The sequence below is a fragment of the Burkholderia sp. HI4860 genome, from assembly GCF_002223045.2.
GTDB lineage: Bacteria > Pseudomonadota > Gammaproteobacteria > Burkholderiales > Burkholderiaceae > Burkholderia.
In genome coordinates this window covers 1,052,565-1,068,431 of sequence record NZ_NKFO02000003.1, presented here as the reverse complement: position 1 = coordinate 1,068,431, position 15,867 = coordinate 1,052,565, and the positions used below count along the sequence as shown (strand labels likewise).

At 68.4% G+C, this 15,867-nt stretch carries 12 protein-coding genes; 8 read left to right on the top strand and 4 right to left on the bottom strand.

Annotated elements, in window-relative coordinates; translation table 11 throughout:
• Positions 1 to 42 precede the first annotated feature (42 nt).
• Entirely contained in the window at positions 43 to 186 is a 144-nt protein-coding gene (locus tag CFB34_RS20255; protein ID WP_242808739.1) for a hypothetical protein, read from the top strand.
• Between the two features lie 36 nt (positions 187 to 222).
• Here CFB34_RS20255 and CFB34_RS20250 read toward each other — a convergent pair whose 3' ends face one another.
• Positions 223 to 1,437 carry an MFS transporter gene (locus tag CFB34_RS20250; RefSeq protein ID WP_089439336.1) on the bottom strand — a complete coding sequence of 405 codons (1,215 nt, stop codon included), beginning with the start codon at positions 1,435 to 1,437 and terminating at the stop codon, positions 223 to 225.
• Positions 1,438 to 1,774: 337 nt separating this feature from the next.
• Between CFB34_RS20250 and xdhA the strand changes: the two genes are divergently transcribed.
• The 4 genes from xdhA to CFB34_RS20230 all read left to right on the top strand — a co-directional run bounded on the left by xdhA (position 1,775) and on the right by CFB34_RS20230 (position 7,077).
• Positions 1,775 to 3,325 carry a xanthine dehydrogenase small subunit gene (xdhA, locus tag CFB34_RS20245; protein ID WP_089439337.1) on the top strand — a complete coding sequence of 517 codons (1,551 nt, stop codon included), beginning with the start codon at positions 1,775 to 1,777 and terminating at the stop codon, positions 3,323 to 3,325.
• 18 nt (positions 3,326 to 3,343) lie between these two features.
• Positions 3,344 to 5,707 carry a xanthine dehydrogenase molybdopterin binding subunit gene (gene xdhB, locus CFB34_RS20240; protein WP_089439338.1) on the top strand — a complete coding sequence of 788 codons (2,364 nt, stop codon included), beginning with the start codon at positions 3,344 to 3,346 and terminating at the stop codon, positions 5,705 to 5,707.
• A 262-nt stretch (positions 5,708 to 5,969) separates the two neighbouring features.
• The gene (gene xdhC / locus CFB34_RS20235; RefSeq protein ID WP_089439339.1) at positions 5,970 to 6,587 is read left to right on the top strand and encodes a xanthine dehydrogenase accessory protein XdhC; all 618 of its coding nucleotides are present in this window, start codon (positions 5,970 to 5,972) and stop codon (positions 6,585 to 6,587) included.
• A gap of 88 nt (positions 6,588 to 6,675) precedes the next feature.
• A complete protein-coding gene (locus CFB34_RS20230) occupies positions 6,676 to 7,077 on the top strand; it encodes a polyketide cyclase (protein ID WP_089439340.1) in 402 nt (133 codons plus the stop codon).
• Between the two features lie 34 nt (positions 7,078 to 7,111).
• Here CFB34_RS20230 and CFB34_RS20225 read toward each other — a convergent pair whose 3' ends face one another.
• From CFB34_RS20225 to CFB34_RS20215, 3 genes are all read right to left on the bottom strand, one after another.
• On the bottom strand, positions 7,112 to 8,059 hold the full coding sequence (locus CFB34_RS20225) for a LysR family transcriptional regulator (protein ID WP_089439341.1): 948 nt from the start codon (positions 8,057 to 8,059) through the stop codon (positions 7,112 to 7,114).
• Positions 8,060 to 8,127: 68 nt separating this feature from the next.
• Positions 8,128 to 8,766 (bottom strand): 2-hydroxychromene-2-carboxylate isomerase, encoded by a 639-nt coding sequence (locus CFB34_RS20220; protein ID WP_089439342.1) that lies wholly within the window; start codon positions 8,764 to 8,766, stop codon positions 8,128 to 8,130.
• 94 nt (positions 8,767 to 8,860) lie between these two features.
• Positions 8,861 to 10,303: a TAXI family TRAP transporter solute-binding subunit gene (locus tag CFB34_RS20215; RefSeq protein ID WP_089439343.1), complete on the bottom strand. Its 1,443-nt coding sequence runs from the start codon at positions 10,301 to 10,303 to the stop codon at positions 8,861 to 8,863.
• A gap of 438 nt (positions 10,304 to 10,741) precedes the next feature.
• Here CFB34_RS20215 and CFB34_RS20210 point away from each other — a divergent pair, with 438 nt between their 5' ends.
• From CFB34_RS20210 to CFB34_RS20200, 3 genes are all read left to right on the top strand, one after another.
• Positions 10,742 to 11,107: a BON domain-containing protein gene (locus tag CFB34_RS20210; protein ID WP_089424630.1), complete on the top strand. Its 366-nt coding sequence runs from the start codon at positions 10,742 to 10,744 to the stop codon at positions 11,105 to 11,107.
• Positions 11,108 to 11,243: 136 nt separating this feature from the next.
• Complete coding sequence (locus CFB34_RS20205) at positions 11,244 to 13,334, top strand: D-(-)-3-hydroxybutyrate oligomer hydrolase (protein WP_089439344.1); 2,091 nt, start codon at positions 11,244 to 11,246, stop codon at positions 13,332 to 13,334.
• A gap of 615 nt (positions 13,335 to 13,949) precedes the next feature.
• Entirely contained in the window at positions 13,950 to 15,785 is a 1,836-nt protein-coding gene (locus CFB34_RS20200) for a peptidase S1 (RefSeq protein ID WP_089439345.1), read from the top strand.
• The last annotated feature ends 82 nt before the right edge of the window (positions 15,786 to 15,867 follow it).

The following is a 15,867-nucleotide window of genomic DNA, read 5'->3' as shown; positions in this document are numbered from 1 at the left end:
CCGTCCACCGGCATCCCCGTCGCGTCGACGGGTTTTTTGTACATGTCGCGCCATCTCAACACGTCGGAAGCGCTCGTGCTGTTCGATCGTGCCAAACCGAAGCTCTCGCTCGGGCGCGCCGTTCCATTCAGGGGGCATCCCGATGCGGCCGGCGTATTGCGGGACTTCAACATACTGCTGCGTTGAACCCGCGTGGCGCGCGCGGCAACGCGCCTCCGCTTCTCATGCCGTCGCGCCGCTCTCCGCCACGCGCGCCTGCCGCTGGTACAGCACCATCGACAGCGCGACACCGGCCGCCGCCGCCGCCGCCGCGAACAGGAACACCTGCGGATAGCCGAACGCGCCCGCGACATAGCCGGCGAGCGGGCCCGTGATGCCGAGCGACAGGTCGAGGAACACCGAGTACGCGGACAGCGCCGCGCCGCGGCTCGCGGGCGGCACGAGCGCGACGGCCTCGACGCCGAGCGCCGGGAAGATCAGCGCGAAGCCGAAGCCGGTCAGCGCGGCGCCGACGAGCGCGATGTGCGGCACCGGCGCGAGCCACAGCAGCAACAGGCCCGAACATTCGAATGCGAACGACACGATCGCGACGCGGAAGCCGCCGTACGTCTTGATCGTGTTCGCGAACAGCAGGCGCGCGCCGATGAACAACGTGCCGAACACGGTCAGCGACAGGGCGGCGTTCGGCCAGTGGCGCGCCGCGTAGTACAGCGTGACGAAGGTCGCGATCGAGCCGAAGCCGGCCGAGCCGAGCGCGAGGCCGAGGCCGTGCGGCAGTACCCGCGTAAACACGCTCGCATACGACATCCGTTCGCCGTGCACGAGCGGCACCGAAGCGATCAGGCGCGCGAGGTAGAAGCCGATTGCGGCCAGCGCGATCACGATCACGCCGATCAGCGCCGGATTCAGCGTATTCGCGATCGCGACGCCGACCGGCGCGCCGAGCGCGAGCGCGCCGTAGGTCGCGATGCCGTTCCACGAGATCACCTTCGCGTTGTGCGTGACGCCGACCCGCCCGATGCCCCACAGGATCGCGCCGGTGCCGCACAGGCTCTCGCCGACGCCGAGTACGAGCCGGCTCGCGACCAGCAGCACGAGGCTCGCGACCGGCCAGTGCGCGAGCAGCAGCGCGACGAGCAGCAGCACGCCCGACACGCCGCAACCGACCAGCCCGCGCAATACCGTCTGCTTCGGGCCGAGCGTATCGGCCAGGCGCCCGGCGAGCGGCCGCGACGCGAGCGTCGCGAAATACTGGACGCTGATCGCGCCGCCCGCGACGATCGCGGAAAAGCCGAGGTCGCCGTGGACGAAGCCCGGCAGCACCGCGAGCGGCAGGCCGATAGTCAGGTAGCAGATGAACGTGAAACAGACGACGGACACGATTTGCAGCGTGACCGCGAACCCGCTGCGCGGCGGTGTGGCGGAATCGGTTGACATGGGGTCGGAACGAATGAACGAAACGGACAGAGGACGGCGAAAAAGGGAATCGGGATTTTCCCATGGAACCGGTTTTCCCGCAGGTACCATTTAGTTAATCGCGACCTGTTTTCGGGCATCCCGGACGGTCGCGAGCGCGCGGGAAAGGGGCCGGGAGCGCCGTGTGGAAAGGCCGCCGGGCGGGCCCGGCGCTCATATCGCGGCAGTTATATGGGCCCCATGCGTGATGGGCTATGGGTTGCGAAATTTGATGGTGATAGCGTGCAAACTGTCAGAAAAACGTCGGTCGAGCGCATAGCGCGGGCCGCCTTGCCCCCATTTGAAGAACCATCGAGACATGAGTGAGCCGATCCGCTTCTACCATCGTCACGCGATCCGCGAAGTCAGCGGCGCGGACGTTACCCGCACCGTGCTGCAATACCTGCGCGAGGACGCGCATTGCACCGGCACCAAGGAAGGCTGCGCGGAAGGCGACTGCGGCGCGTGCACGGTCGTCGTCGGCGAGCTGACCGACGCCGGCGCGGTCGAGTTCAAGGCCGTCAACGCATGCATCCAGTTCCTGCCGACGCTGGACGGCAAGGCGCTGCTGACGGTCGAGGACCTGCGTCAGCCGGACGGTGCGCTGCATCCGGTGCAGCAGGCGATGGTCGACTGCCACGGTTCGCAATGCGGGTTCTGCACGCCCGGCTTCGTGATGTCGATGTGGGCGCTGTACGAGAAGCACGGCCACGAGGGCTGCGGCCGTGCCGGCACGTGCGCGAAGGCGAAGGACGTGCCGACGCGCACCGAGATCGCCGATGCGCTGACCGGCAACCTGTGCCGCTGCACCGGCTATCGCCCGATCGTCGATGCGGCCGTGCAGATGTTCGATGCACCGGCGCCGTCGGCGCCGGTCGACACGGCCGCGCTGGCCCGCACGCTCGCGTCGCTCAAGCGCGACGAGACGTTCGACTACACGACGATCAACGGCGCGCGTTTCGCGGCGCCGCGCACGCTCGACGCGCTGGCCGCGCTGAAGGTCGAGCGGCCCGACGCGCGCATCCTGGCAGGCAGTACCGACATCGGTCTGTGGGTCACCAAGCAGATGCGCCGGCTCGACGACCTGATCTACGTCGGCCAGATCGCCGAACTGCAGAACATCGTGCACGGCGGCGACTGGATCGAAATCGGTGCTGGCGTGACGGTCGAGAAAGGGTACGCGGCGCTGGCCGGCCAGTATCCGGAACTGACCGAGATGTGGAAGCGCTTCGCGTCGCTGCCGATCCGCAACGCGGGCACGATCGGCGGGAACGTCGCGAACGGCTCGCCGATCGGCGATTCGATGCCGGGCCTGATCGCGCTCGGCGCGCGCGTGGTGCTGCGCGGCGGCGACACGGTGCGCGAGCTGCCGCTCGAGGCGCTGTACACGGGCTATCAGCAGAAGGACATGGCGCCGCACGAATTCGTCGTCGGCCTGAAGGTGCCGACCCGCACCGGCGCGCGCGAGAAGCTGCAGTTCCGCACGTACAAGCTGTCGAAGCGGTTCGACTCCGACATCTCGGCCGTGTGCGCGGCGTTCGCGTTCATCGCGGACGGCGACACGATCCGCGAGCCGCGCATCGCGTTCGGCGGGATGGCCGCGACACCGAAGCGCGCGACCCAGACGGAAGCCGTGCTCGACGGCGCGCAGTGGCACGAAGCCACCGCACAGGCCGCGATGCAGGCGCTCGAGCGCGACTACCAGCCGCTGTCCGACATGCGCGCGACGAGCACGTACCGTCTCGATACCGCGAAGAACCTGATGTATCGCTTCTGGCTGGAGACGCGCCCGCACGACCCGCTGCCGCCGCAAGCCCTGAATGTGCGTGAAGTGGCCGCCGAACCCGGCACCGACGCGGCGCGCGTCTGAAGACGGAGAACACCGAACATGAACCAGCAAGCAGAACCGTTCCTGAGCACCCTCGACCCGCAAGCCGACGCGGCGCAGGTCCACGTATCGCGCGCGCACGAATCCGCGCACCTGCACGTCAGCGGGCGTGCCACCTACACCGACGACATCCCGGTCGTCGCGGGCACGCTGCACGCGGCGCTCGGCCTGTCGGCGAAACCGCACGCGAAGATCGTGTCGATGAACTTCGACGCGGTGCGCGCGACGCCCGGCGTGGTCGCCGTGTTCACGGCCGACGACATCCCGGGCGTCAATGATTGCGGCCCGATCATCCACGACGACCCGGTGCTCGCGAAGGGCATCGTGCAGTTCGTCGGCCAGCCGATGTTCATCGTCGTCGCGACGTCGCATGAAACCGCGCGGCTCGCCGCGCGCCGCGCCCAGGTCGACTACGAGGAGCTGCCGGCGATCCTCACCGCGCAGGAAGCGCGCGCGGCCGAAACCTACGTGATCCCGCCGCTGAAGCTCGCGCGCGGCGACGCGGCGGCGCGGCTCGCCGTCGCGCCGCATCGCGAGTCGGGCGAAATGCTGCTCGGCGGCCAGGAGCAGTTCTATCTCGAAGGGCAGATCGCGTACGCGGTGCCGAAGGACGACGACGGGATGCACGTGTACTGCTCGACGCAGCACCCGAGCGAGATGCAGCACCTCGTCGCGCATGTGCTCGGCGTTGCGTCGCACAACGTGCTCGTCGAGTGCCGCCGGATGGGCGGCGGGTTCGGCGGCAAGGAATCGCAGTCGGGCCTGTTCGCGTGCTGTGCGGCGCTCGCCGCGTGGAAGCTGCTGTGCCCGGTGAAGCTGCGTCCGGACCGTGACGACGACATGATGATCACCGGCAAGCGGCACGACTTCCATTACCGCTTCGACGTCGGCTACGACGATGACGGCCGCATCGACGGCGTCGCGCTCGACATGACGTCGCGCTGCGGTTTCTCGGCCGACCTGTCGGGCCCGGTGATGACGCGCGCAGTGTGCCACTTCGACAACGCGTACTGGCTGGGCGACGTGAACATCGCCGGCTACTGCGGCAAGACCAACACGCAGTCGAATACCGCGTTCCGCGGCTTCGGCGGCCCACAGGGGGCGTTCGCGATCGAGTACATCCTCGACGACATCGCGCGCGCGCTCGATCGCGATCCGCTCGACGTCCGCTATGCGAACCTGTACGGCAAGACCGAACGCAACGTCACGCCGTACGGGCAGACGGTCGAGGACAACGTGCTGCAGGAGCTGCTCGGCGAACTCGAAGCGACGAGCGACTACCGCGCGCGGCGTGCGGGCGTGCGCGAATTCAACGCACGCAACACGGTGCTGAAGAAGGGCATCGCGATCACGCCGGTGAAGTTCGGCATCGCGTTCAACGTCACGCACTTCAACCAGGCCGGCGCGCTGGTGCACATCTATACCGACGGCTCGGTGCTCGTGAACCACGGCGGCACGGAGATGGGGCAGGGGCTCAACACGAAGGTCGCGCAGGTCGTCGCGCACGAGCTCGGCATCCGCTTCGGCCGGATCCGCGTGACGGCAACCGACACCAGCAAGGTCGCGAACACGTCCGCGACCGCTGCGTCGACGGGCTCGGACCTGAACGGCAAGGCTGCGCAGGATGCGGCGCGCCAGTTGCGCGAGCGGCTCGCGGTGTTCGCGGCGAAGCAGTTCGGCGACGGCAAGGTCGATGCGGCCGACGTGAAGTTCGCCAACGACATCGTGTGGGTGGGCGGCAACGGCGTGCCGTTCGACGAAGTGATCGCAAAGGCGTACCTCGCGCGCGTGCAGCTGTGGTCCGACGGTTTCTACGCGACGCCGAAGCTGTACTGGGATCAGTCGAAGCTGCAGGGCCGGCCGTTCTACTACTACTCGTACGGCGCGGCCGTGTCGGAAGTCGTGATCGACACGCTGACCGGCGAGATGCGCACGCTGCGCGTCGATGCGCTGCACGACGTGGGCGCGTCGCTGAACCCGGCGCTCGACATCGGCCAGGTCGAAGGCGCGTTCATCCAGGGGATGGGCTGGCTGACGACCGAGGAGCTGTGGTGGAACAAGGGCGGCAAGCTGATGACGCATGCGCCGTCCACGTACAAGATCCCGACGGTGAACGACACGCCGCCCGAATTCAACGTGAAGCTGTTCAACAACCGCAACGTCGAGGACAGCATCCACCGTTCGAAGGCCGTCGGCGAGCCGCCGCTGCTGCTGCCGTTCTCGGTGTTCTTCGCGGTGCGCGATGCAGTAGCTGCGGTCGGCGACTACCAGGTGAACCCGCCGCTCGATGCGCCGGCGACCGGCGAGTCGATCCTGCGTGCGGTCAGCGCGGTGCGGGCGGCACGCGCCGCCCAGGCTGTCTGAGATGAAACGGTCTCCACGTTCTCCTCGTTCACTGTCGACCGGAGTTGGCGCTTCAGCGCTTGCTCCGGTCCCATGCACGGCCCCCCCGAGGGGGCGGTCAGCCTCCTTGCGGCGGCCCGGAGGAGGCTGAGATGAAACAGCCCCCACGCTCACTTCGTTCGCTGTCGACCGGAGTTGGCGCTTCAGCGCTTACTCCGGTCCCATGCACGGCTCCCCCCGAGGGGGCGGTCAGCCTCCTTGGGGCGGCCCAGCGGAGGCTGACATGAACGGCCCCGCCCGCTCGCTCTGCACCGCGTCGGACCCGGCGTTCGCGCCGGGCACCGGCCAGCGCAATCGCGCGACCGGCACGCCGGCGCCGATGCACATCGTGCTGTTCGGCGCCGGGCACGTCGGTCACGCGCTCGTCACGCTGCTCGGCGCGCTGCCGTGCGTCGTGCAGTGGGTCGACACGCGCGACGAGCTGTTCCCGGACGAATGTCCGCCGAACGTGCAGCCGGAGCCGACCGACACGCCGGAGGCCGTCGTCGACGCCGCGCCGCCCGGCGCGTACTTCCTCGTGATGACGCACAACCACGCGCTCGACTTCTCGCTCGCCGCGCAGATCATGCGGCGGCGCGACTACGCATACTTCGGGATGATCGGTTCGCGCACCAAGCGCGTGAAGTTCGAGCGCCGGCTTGCCGCGCGCGGCGTCGATCCGGCGCGGCTCGTGGAGATGGTGTGCCCGATCGGCGTTGCGGGGATCGTCGACAAGGCGCCGGGCGCGATCGCGGTGGCCGTGTGCGCGGAGCTGCTGCAGGCGCGCTCGGGCATGCCGGTGGCCGACGCGAAGGCCACCGCTTCGGGGCGTGCGCGCGACGACGAGTCCTGCACGCGGTAGCGCCGCGCGGCCAGCGCAGGGCCGCGCGATTTTGCATACACTGCACGACGACGCGCGGCATCGGGCCGCGCCTTACCGTGCACGTGCCATGTCCGATCATCAGGTTTATCTCGACGCGCTCGATGCGAGCCTCGTCGCCATCGAGCGCTGGCTGTCCGGCGTCGATACCGCACCCGAGGCGCTCGATGCGCTGCTCGCCGCGTTTTCCACCGAATTCACGATGATCCTGACCGACGGCCGCGAGGTCGATCACGACGGTACGCGCGCGCTGTTCGCGAAGCTCGCCGGCGCGAAGCCGGGGCTGCGCATCACGCTGTCGGACATCCGGGTGCTCGCGGCCGATGCGTCGCATGCGACCGTCACCTATCTCGAAGCGCAGCACGCCACGTCGGGCGAGCTGCCCGCGCGCCGCGCAACCGCCGTGTTCGAGCGCGATGCGGCGGGCGTCGTGCGCTGGGCCCATCTGCAGGAAACCTTCTGTACGGCCTGAACTCGAGCGGCCGTGCCGTGTATCGTGTCGCGGCTCAGCGCTTGCGGCTGCGGGGAACCGTCAGCTCGTCGGACACGCTCTGCATCAGCGCGCACAGCCACGCGATGTCGGTCGGGCGGTCGGGCTGCGGATGCGTGAGCAGGTAGCTCTTGATGCGCGGGAACGGCACGGGCGGCGTGACGACCACGAGCGGCAGCAACTGCGCGTAGTGTGTCGCGAAGCGGCGCGTCGTCGTGAAGATCAGGTCCGACTGCAGCAGTACCTGCGGCACGATGCCGAAGTAGGGCAGCGTCGTCACGATGCGCCGCGTGAGGCGCGCGCGTGCCAGGCCGATCTCGATCGCGTTGCGCTTGTCGCCGGTGTACGGCGTCGGCGCGACGTGTGCGGCTGACGCATACGCTTCGCGCGTGAGCGGCTCGCGTGCGAGCGGATGCGCGTCGCGCATCAAGCACACGATCGTGTCGGAGAACAGGTCCTGGCGTGCGAACTGCGGGTCGGGCTTCGGCCAGTTGCCGATCACGAGGTCGAGTGCGCCCGATTCGAGCGCGCCCGCGTGATCGAGCGCGGGATTCAGCGAGTCGATTTCCAGATGCGCATGCGGCGCCGCGTCGCGAAAGCGCTCGATCAGCGTCGGCATGAAGAAATCGTTCAGGTAATCGGGGGCGGCGACGCGGAACGTGCGCCGTGCGGACGACGGATCGAAGTCGCCGTGCGGCGTCGCGATGAAGTCGACCTCGCGCAGCGCGCGCTGCGCGGCCTCGAGCAGCGACGCGCCGTATTCGGTCGGCACCATGCCGGATTTGCCGCGCACGAGGATCGGGTCGTTCAGCGTCTCGCGCAGCTTGCGCAGCGCGGTGCTGATCGCCGGCTGGGTCTGGTTCAGCCGCAGCGCGGCCTGCGTCACGCTGCGCTCGAGCAGCAGCGTGCGCAACACGCGCACGAGCCAGATATCGAGCGAGGCGGTACGGTCGTTTTCTTCCATCGTAGAAGGGGATTCCGGGGAAGCGTAACCTTACCGCAGCCGCACGTTGGCGTGCGTGATACCGGCCATCACACGCGGCCCTTCGGCAGCACGCTGATCCGCTTGACCTCGCGCGATTCGAGCCAGTTCGGCGTGCGCGCGCAGTACAGCACCATCGGCAGCGCGTCCTCGCCCCAGAACAGCTGCTGGTTCATCCAGAACGTCGGCACGCCGAACACGCCGAGCGCGATCGCGTCGTCGGTATTGCGGCGCAACTGCGCGCTCGTCTCCTCGAATTCGATCAGTTCGTCGCCGTGGCCGACGCCGACGCGCTCGCACAGTGCCGCGAAGCCTTCCGGTGTCGACGGGTCGTTGCCGTCGTGCCAGATGAAGCGGAACATTTCCAGCACGGTCGCGATGTCGGCGCGCAGCGCGATCGCGAGGCGCAACACCTTGTCGGAATCGAACGGATGGGCGGGCGGCATCTTGAAGCGGATGCCGAGCTGCTCGGCGCGAAACAGTGCGTGACGGTACGTGAACACGCGCTTGGCGGGCACGTCCGCGCTCGAGCGCTGCCCCCAGTGGCGCTGCAGGTCGGGCAGCGACACCGCGACGGGCTCGAACGGCACGTCCGGCCACTTGTCGAGCTGTTCGAGGAGCAGGTAGGAGAACGGCGACACGAAGTCGTAGAACCAGGCGGGTTGGGCGGTGTCGAGGCCGGTTGTCATGGCGATCTCCAGAGGGTGGGGCGAGCGGCGCCTGGCGGCGGCCTCCATGTTACGCGGCGGCGCGCGCATGCGGCAATGATCGCGGATCGTCCGCTTACGCGGAACCGGGAGTCGCCCGAGGGGGCGTGCCGGCCGGCGGCGCGGCTTCGGCACGTGCCTGCGGCGGGCCGCCGGCGCCCGGCGGGCCGGCCGGCGTGTCCTGGTCGTGCGGGGTGAGCCGTTCGCGCACGAAGCCGATGTGCTCGCGCAGCACGTAGAACTGCCCGGCATAAGCGAGCGGCATCTTCATCCGGTTTACGGCTTCCTCGATGTCGTCGAGCTCGTCGAGCAACTGCACGCGTTCCTCGGCCGTGTGCTCGCCGAGCGCGCTGCGCTCGAGCGCGATCAGCGCGCCGTACCAGCGGTAGATGCGCGAGCGCACGCGCCAGCCGTACAGCGACGGCACGAGCCGCAGCCCGGGGATCAGCACGACGATCAGCGGCACGACCACCACGAGCAGCCGGTCGACGAGGCTCGCGACCCAGAACGGCAGCCGCCGGTACAGGAAGGTCTTGCCTGATTTGTAGTAGCGCGCGGCGTCGTCGGAGAGCGGGAAGCCGCGCGTGACGGGCGACGGGAATTCACCCGCGTGCTGCAGGATCGTCGCGTGGCCGTGCACCTCGCGCGCGGCCTCGATCAGCAGATCGGACAACGCGGGGTGCAGCGAGTCGCGCGCGACGAGTTCGATGGTCGGCGCGACCGTGTGGATGTCGGCGGGCGGCAGGTTCCGGCCGAGATCGTAGACCCCCATCGGCAGCGTGATCGCGGTCAGGTACGGAAAGCGCCGCGCGTACGCCTCGGCCTGCGTGAACGAATACACGTGCACGCCGGGCGCGCGGAACAGTTTCGCCATCACCGGGATCTGCGTCGAGTCGCCGGACAGGAACGCCGCGTCGATCTTGCCGTCGAGCAGCGCGGTGGCCGCGTCCTCGCCGGCGGTCGGCAGCAGCTCGGTCGAGCCGCCCGGCACGATGCCGTTCATCTTCAGCAGCGCGAGGCTCAGCTCGCGCGCGCCGCTGCCTTCCGCGCCGAGCGCGAGCCGCTTGCCCTTGAAGTCGGACAGGCGCGCGACGACCGGGCCGCGATACATGATCGCGAGCGGCACGTAGCCGATGCTGCCGAGCGACACGAGGTGTTCGTCGCGCTCCTTCGGACCGATCCCGCTCTGCACGAAACCGACGTCGACCGGCGCGTTCGGGTTCGACAGCCGCGCGAGGTTCTGGGCGGACCCTTCGGACGACTGGACGTCGAGCGTGACGCCGTTTTTCGCGAGGATCGTCTTGTATTTCTGCGCGGCGTTCCAGTACGTGCTGCCGGGCGGCCCGGACGAGATCACGAGCGTGGACGGCGGGGCCGGCTGGATCAGCTTGACCGCGAGCCAGACGGCCGCGCCGGCGAGCAGCACGGTCGGGCCGATCGACAGCGCGAGGTCGCGCCACGACACCGCGACGAAGCGGGCGAGGATGCGGCGAGGCGGACGAGGGCGGGCTGGCTTCATGGGGGCGGTGGATGACGCTGGCGTGACGTATCGGTGACGATCGGACGGTGGTCATGGACGACGCCGATGCTCGCGGCGATGGTACCCGGTTTCACCGGGCGTGCGCGAGTGGGGCGGCCTGGCGCGGCCCCGCGGCGACAGTGGCGGGCGGCCCCGCGTCAAAAGCTTTGCGCTTCCGCGGGCGCTGGATTACATTGTGCGACGCAGCCGCGCCCGATTTGCGCGCGACCCGGCACGCAATGAGACCGGGCGCGTTCGGCCGGCGGCTGTCCGGCCCGGCCGGCCCGCTTTCGCGTGCGCCAGCCGCCAGCCCGTCTCGCCTCTCTCGTATCGCCGTGGAAAACACCGGCTGTCCCGCCCGTTCGCGCGCGGGCCGGCTGCTTTTGGGGGTAATCGGCCGTACTGTGCACGGCCGTTCCGGAGTGATAAGGAGATAGCATGAAGTCGATCGTGTTGAGAGCGTTGGGTGTCGCCGCCGTGGCGGCCTGTCTGTCGGGCAGCGTGTATGCGCAGTCGAGCGACGCCGCGGCAACGGAAGCGCCCGCGGCCGCGACCAGCGCGCCGAAGGCCGCCGCGAAGACCGCGAAGAAGGCGAACCGCAAGCTGGGCTATGCGGTGCGCAAGGCCATTACGAAGGCGGGCGGCATCGACGTGGCGAACATCGTCGTGCGCTCGAAGGGCGGCGCGATCACGCTGGAGGGCACGGTGCCCGACCAGGCCCAGATCGACAAGGCGGAAGAGGCGGCGAAGGGCGTGAGCGGCGTGACGTCGGTGTCGAACAAGCTGACGGTTCAGCAGCAGTAACGCCGGGCGGCGGCGCGCGAGCGCCGCATGCGCCCGTTTTCAGGCGGGCCCCGGCATGCCGGGGCCCGTTTGCGCTTGAGAGGCCGCAAGCCGCACGAAGCGGCGGCGGACCGATAACGATATCGAGAGGGCGGCGATGACGAGACTCGGGTGGGGCAGGCGGATGGTTTTCGGCGCGGCGCTGGCCGCGGTCGCGATACTCGGCGCCTGTAACGGCGACGAGTCGGCCGAGCGCAACCGGTTGCCCGGTTTCGTGTCCGGCAGCGTGCGCACGACGGCCTATGACGGCGCGAGCGACGACCTGCTGACGGCCGGCCTCGGCAAGACGGGCCTTGGCGCGGCGAGCGCCCCCGGCTTCGCGAATGCCGCCCGGCCGACGGCCGCCGAGCTGCGCCGCCTCGCGATCTGGTCGAACTACCGCGCGCTCGTCGACATGAGCGCAAACGGCGGCTACGGCCGCTTCTGGGGGCCGAACGTCGACCTCGACGGCAACGACACGCTCGGCGAAGGCAAGATTCCCGGCACCGAATATCTCGCGTACGCCGACGACGGCAGCGGCAGCAAGAACGTCACGCTGCTCGTGCAGGTGCCCGCCAGCTTCAATCCCGCGCAGCCGTGCATCGTCACCGCGACGTCGTCGGGCTCGCGCGGCGTGTACGGCGCGATTTCCGCGGCCGGCGAATGGGCGCTCAAGCGCGGCTGCGCGGTTGCCTACAACGACAAGGGCGGCGGCAACGGCGCGCACGAGCTGATGTCGGACACCATCACGCTGATCGACGGCACGCTCGCCAACGCAGTGCTGGCCGGCACCGCGAGCCTGTTCACCGCGAACGTCACCAGCGGCGATCTCGCCACGTTCAATTCCCGCTTCCCGAACCGCTATGCGTTCAAGCACGCGCATTCGCAGCAGAATCCCGAGCAGGACTGGGGGCGCGTGACGCTGCAGTCGGTCGAGTTCGCGTACTGGGCGCTCAACGAGCAGTTCGGGCCGCTGGTCGACGGCTCGCATCACGGCGTGCGCTATCGCGCGGGCGACATCACGACGATCGCCGCGTCGGTCAGCAACGGCGGGGGGGCATCGCTCGCGGCGGCCGAACAGGACAACCGCGGCTGGATCACCGCAGTCGTGGTCGGCGAGCCGCAGATCAACGTGCGGATGGCGCCGAACGCGGTCGTGCGCTCGGGCGGTCAGCCCGTGCCGTCGTTCGGCCGGCCGCTGGCCGACTACGCGACGCTCGCGAACCTGCTGGAGCCGTGCGCGGCCGCGTCGGCGTCGCTTGCCGACGCGCCGTACCTGAGCGCGCTGCCGGCGGCCACCACGCAGTCGATCCGCACCCAGCGCTGCGCGACGCTCGCCGCGGCCGGGCTCGTGTCGGGCGCCGATACGCAAAGCCAGGCCGCCGACGCGCTCGCGCAGCTCCACGCGGCCGGCTACCTCGCCGATTCCGACCTGCTGCAGGCGCCGATGTGGGATTCGCAGGCGATTCCGGCGATCGCGGTCACGTATGCGAACGCGTACACGCGCTCGCGCGTCACCGACAACCTGTGCAATTTCAGCTTCGCGACGACGAACCCGGCGACGGGCGCCGTCGCCGCGCCCGCCACGTCGCCGATGCCGGCGGTGTTCGGCGTCGGCAACGGCGTGCCGCCGACGGCCGGCATCAACCTCGTGTTCAACACGGGCGCGGGCGTCGACCACCGGCTCGCGACGCCCGACGGGAGCTTCGCGGGCGCGCTGTGCCTGCGCCAGCTCTGGACGAACGGGATGCTCGGGATGCCCGCGAACGTCGACGCGGTGCGCGTGAACGCGAACCTGCAGGGCAAGCCGGCGATCATCGTGCAGGGCCGCAGCGACGCGCTCGTGCCCGTGAACCACGCGTCGCGCGCGTACGTCGCGCAGAACGGCATCAGCGAAGGCGGGCGCAGCCAGCTCGTGTTCTACGAGGTGACGAACGGCCAGCACTTCGACGCGTTCCTGCCGGTGCCGGGCTTCGACACGCGCTTCGTGCCGGTTCATTACTACAACCTGCAGGCGCTGAACCTGATGTGGAAGCACCTGAGGAACGGCGCGCCGTTGCCGCCGTCGCAGGTCATCCGCACGGTGCCGCGCGGCGGCACGCCGGGCGCAGCGCCCGCGCTGACGAGCGCGAACCTGCCGCCGATCTCGGCCGCGCCGGGCGCGAACGCGATCACGACCGGCGCCGGCGCGATCGACGTGCCGCTCTGACGGCGCGCGCCGCGCCGCCCTCACGAAGCCGGACGGTCGTCCGGCTTTTTCTTTTGGGTGCTCTGGAATCGGTCCCGAACTGCCTTTTATCGGAATGGCGAGCGCCGTAACAAATTATTACTTTACGGGGATAAATCGGAACCCTAATATGCGCCGGTATTTTCACTTAATTTAATAAATTCCAGATACGAGATATTTCTTTCCGTTTAGTTAATCGATCCTTTCGATTTTATTAAATCGGCTCGAGTCGCGATTGATCGTCGTTTTGCGATTAATCGGGATCTCGCCGAGGGGGATTGTTCGTCTGTTCGAAGCGAGGCGCCCTTGCTGCGGCTGGCCTGGCGGGGCATTCCTTTGCCGTCGATTTTGTGCGTACGCAAATGCGCTGAATGAATCGGTATTGCTGCGGATTATCGAATTGTCGTTCGCAATGGAATTGATTCCATTGTGCAGTCGCAAAAAAATATGGGTGGGGTAAATCATGCCGGTCGGTATTCGCCGAACCGGTAAAAAACTCGGAGTGCGTCGCATAACGAATGCATTCCCGGTGCGGAGCGCCGGCGCAAATGATCCTTTGCGACCGGCGGTATTTATCGTTCTGTTCGAGAGGCAATAATGACGACACGGAAGTCCTTGAAAGACGGTTTCGCGCTATTCGGAACGACACTGAGCGTGCCGCTCGCCGCGGCAGCGGCCGCTGCGCTGCTCGTCACGGGGTGCGGCGGCGACGACGGGTCGAGCCCGGCCGCTTCGGCTGCCGCCGCCGCCGCGACGTCGGCCGGCGCCAGCACGTCGGCCAACACCACCGCAACGGCCGCCGCGGCCGACCAGCCGTACGTCGACAACGACGTGTACGGCACCGGGCCGAACGACGCGGTCACGGATTCCACGGAAGGGGCGGCCGTCGTGCACCGGACGGTCACGATCGGCGGCAAGGCCATCAAGTACACGGCCACCACGGGCCACCTGACGACGATCGATCCGGTCACGTCGGCACCGAACGCGAAGATGTTCTACGTCGCGTACACGCAGGACAATCCGGACCCGTCGAAGCCGCGCCCGGTCACGTTCTTCTACAACGGCGGCCCCGGTTCGTCGTCGGTCTACCTGCTGCTCGGCTCGTACGGGCCGAAGCGCCTGCAGTCGTCGTTCCCGAACTTCACGCCGCCCGCGCCGTACAAGCTGCTCGACAACCCGGACAGCCTGCTCGACCGCACCGACCTCGTGTTCATCAACCCGGTCGGCACCGGTTACTCGGCGGCGATCGCCCCGGCGAAGAACAAGGACTTCTGGGGCACCGACCAGGACGCCCGCTCGATCGACCGCTTCATCCAGCGCTACCTGACCAAGTACTCGCGCTGGAATTCGCCGAAGTTCCTGTACGGCGAGTCGTACGGCACCGCGCGCAGCGCGGTCGTGTCGTGGGTGCTGCATGAGGACGGCATCGACCTGAACGGGATCACGCTGCAGTCGTCGATCCTCGACTACGCGAATGCGCTGTCCGCGCCGGGCACGTTCCCGACGCTCGCGGCCGATGCGTTCTACTGGAAGAAGACGACGCTCAACCCGACGCCGACCGACCTCGACGCGTACATGGTCCAGGCCCGCAACTACGCGGACAACACGCTCGCGCCGCTCGCGCAGAAGCCGAACCCGCAGGACGGCGGCTTCGTGAACGTGCGTCTGAACCTGAACCTGCAGACCGCGCAGCAGATGGGCGCGTACATCGGCACGGATCCGACGTCGCTGATCCAGACGTTCGGCAACCCGGCCGCGCTCGGCAACGTGCCGTCGTCGAACGACAACCCGCCGTACACGTTCTTCCTGACGCTCGTGCCGGGCACGCAGATCGGCCAGTACGACGGTCGCGCGAACTTCACGGGCAAGGGCATCGCGCCGTACATCCTGCCGAACTCGGGCAGCAACGATCCGTCGATCACGAACGTCGGCGGCGCGTACACGGTGCTTTGGAACAGCTACATCAACACCGACCTCAAGTACACGTCGACGTCGTCGTTCGTGGACCTGAACGACCAGGTCTTCAACAACTGGGACTTCAGCCACACGGATCCGACCGGCGCGAACAAGGGCGGCGGCAATACGCTGTACACGGCGGGCGACCTGGCGTCGACGATGAGCGTGAACCCGGACCTGAAGGTGCTGTCGGCAAACGGCTATTTCGACGCCGTCACGCCGTTCCACCAGACGGAGCTGACGCTCGCGCAGATGCCGCTCGACCCGACGCTCAAGGCGCAGAACCTGACGATCAAGAACTACCCGTCGGGCCACATGATCTACCTGAACGACGCGTCGCGGACCGCGCTGAAGGGCGATCTCGCCAACTTCTACGACGGCATCCTCGCCAACCGCACGGCGCTGCAGCGCGTGCTGAAGCTGCAGATGCGCACGCAGCAGCTCAAGCAGCAGAAGTTGCAGCAGCAGGGGCAGTGAGCGCTGTGGGCGGCTTGCGCCGCCTGACGTGATGTCAAGGCGCTGCCCGGCCACGTGCTGGAATTCGTCACGTGACGTGTGT

Bases quoted from the DNA above. Each gene is read 5' to 3' on its own strand.
- CFB34_RS20255 (WP_242808739.1), top strand. From the start codon at position 43: ATGTCGCGCCATCTCAACACGTCGGAAGCGCTCGTGCTGTTCGATCGT.
- CFB34_RS20250 (WP_089439336.1), bottom strand. From the start codon at position 1,437: ATGTCAACCGATTCCGCCACACCGCCGCGCAGCGGGTTCGCGGTCACG.
- xdhA (WP_089439337.1), top strand. From the start codon at position 1,775: ATGAGTGAGCCGATCCGCTTCTACCATCGTCACGCGATCCGCGAAGTC.
- xdhB (WP_089439338.1), top strand. From the start codon at position 3,344: ATGAACCAGCAAGCAGAACCGTTCCTGAGCACCCTCGACCCGCAAGCC.
- xdhC (WP_089439339.1), top strand. From the start codon at position 5,970: ATGAACGGCCCCGCCCGCTCGCTCTGCACCGCGTCGGACCCGGCGTTC.
- CFB34_RS20230 (WP_089439340.1), top strand. From the start codon at position 6,676: ATGTCCGATCATCAGGTTTATCTCGACGCGCTCGATGCGAGCCTCGTC.
- CFB34_RS20225 (WP_089439341.1), bottom strand. From the start codon at position 8,059: ATGGAAGAAAACGACCGTACCGCCTCGCTCGATATCTGGCTCGTGCGC.
- CFB34_RS20220 (WP_089439342.1), bottom strand. From the start codon at position 8,766: ATGACAACCGGCCTCGACACCGCCCAACCCGCCTGGTTCTACGACTTC.
- CFB34_RS20215 (WP_089439343.1), bottom strand. From the start codon at position 10,303: ATGAAGCCAGCCCGCCCTCGTCCGCCTCGCCGCATCCTCGCCCGCTTC.
- CFB34_RS20210 (WP_089424630.1), top strand. From the start codon at position 10,742: ATGAAGTCGATCGTGTTGAGAGCGTTGGGTGTCGCCGCCGTGGCGGCC.
- CFB34_RS20205 (WP_089439344.1), top strand. From the start codon at position 11,244: ATGACGAGACTCGGGTGGGGCAGGCGGATGGTTTTCGGCGCGGCGCTG.
- CFB34_RS20200 (WP_089439345.1), top strand. From the start codon at position 13,950: ATGACGACACGGAAGTCCTTGAAAGACGGTTTCGCGCTATTCGGAACG.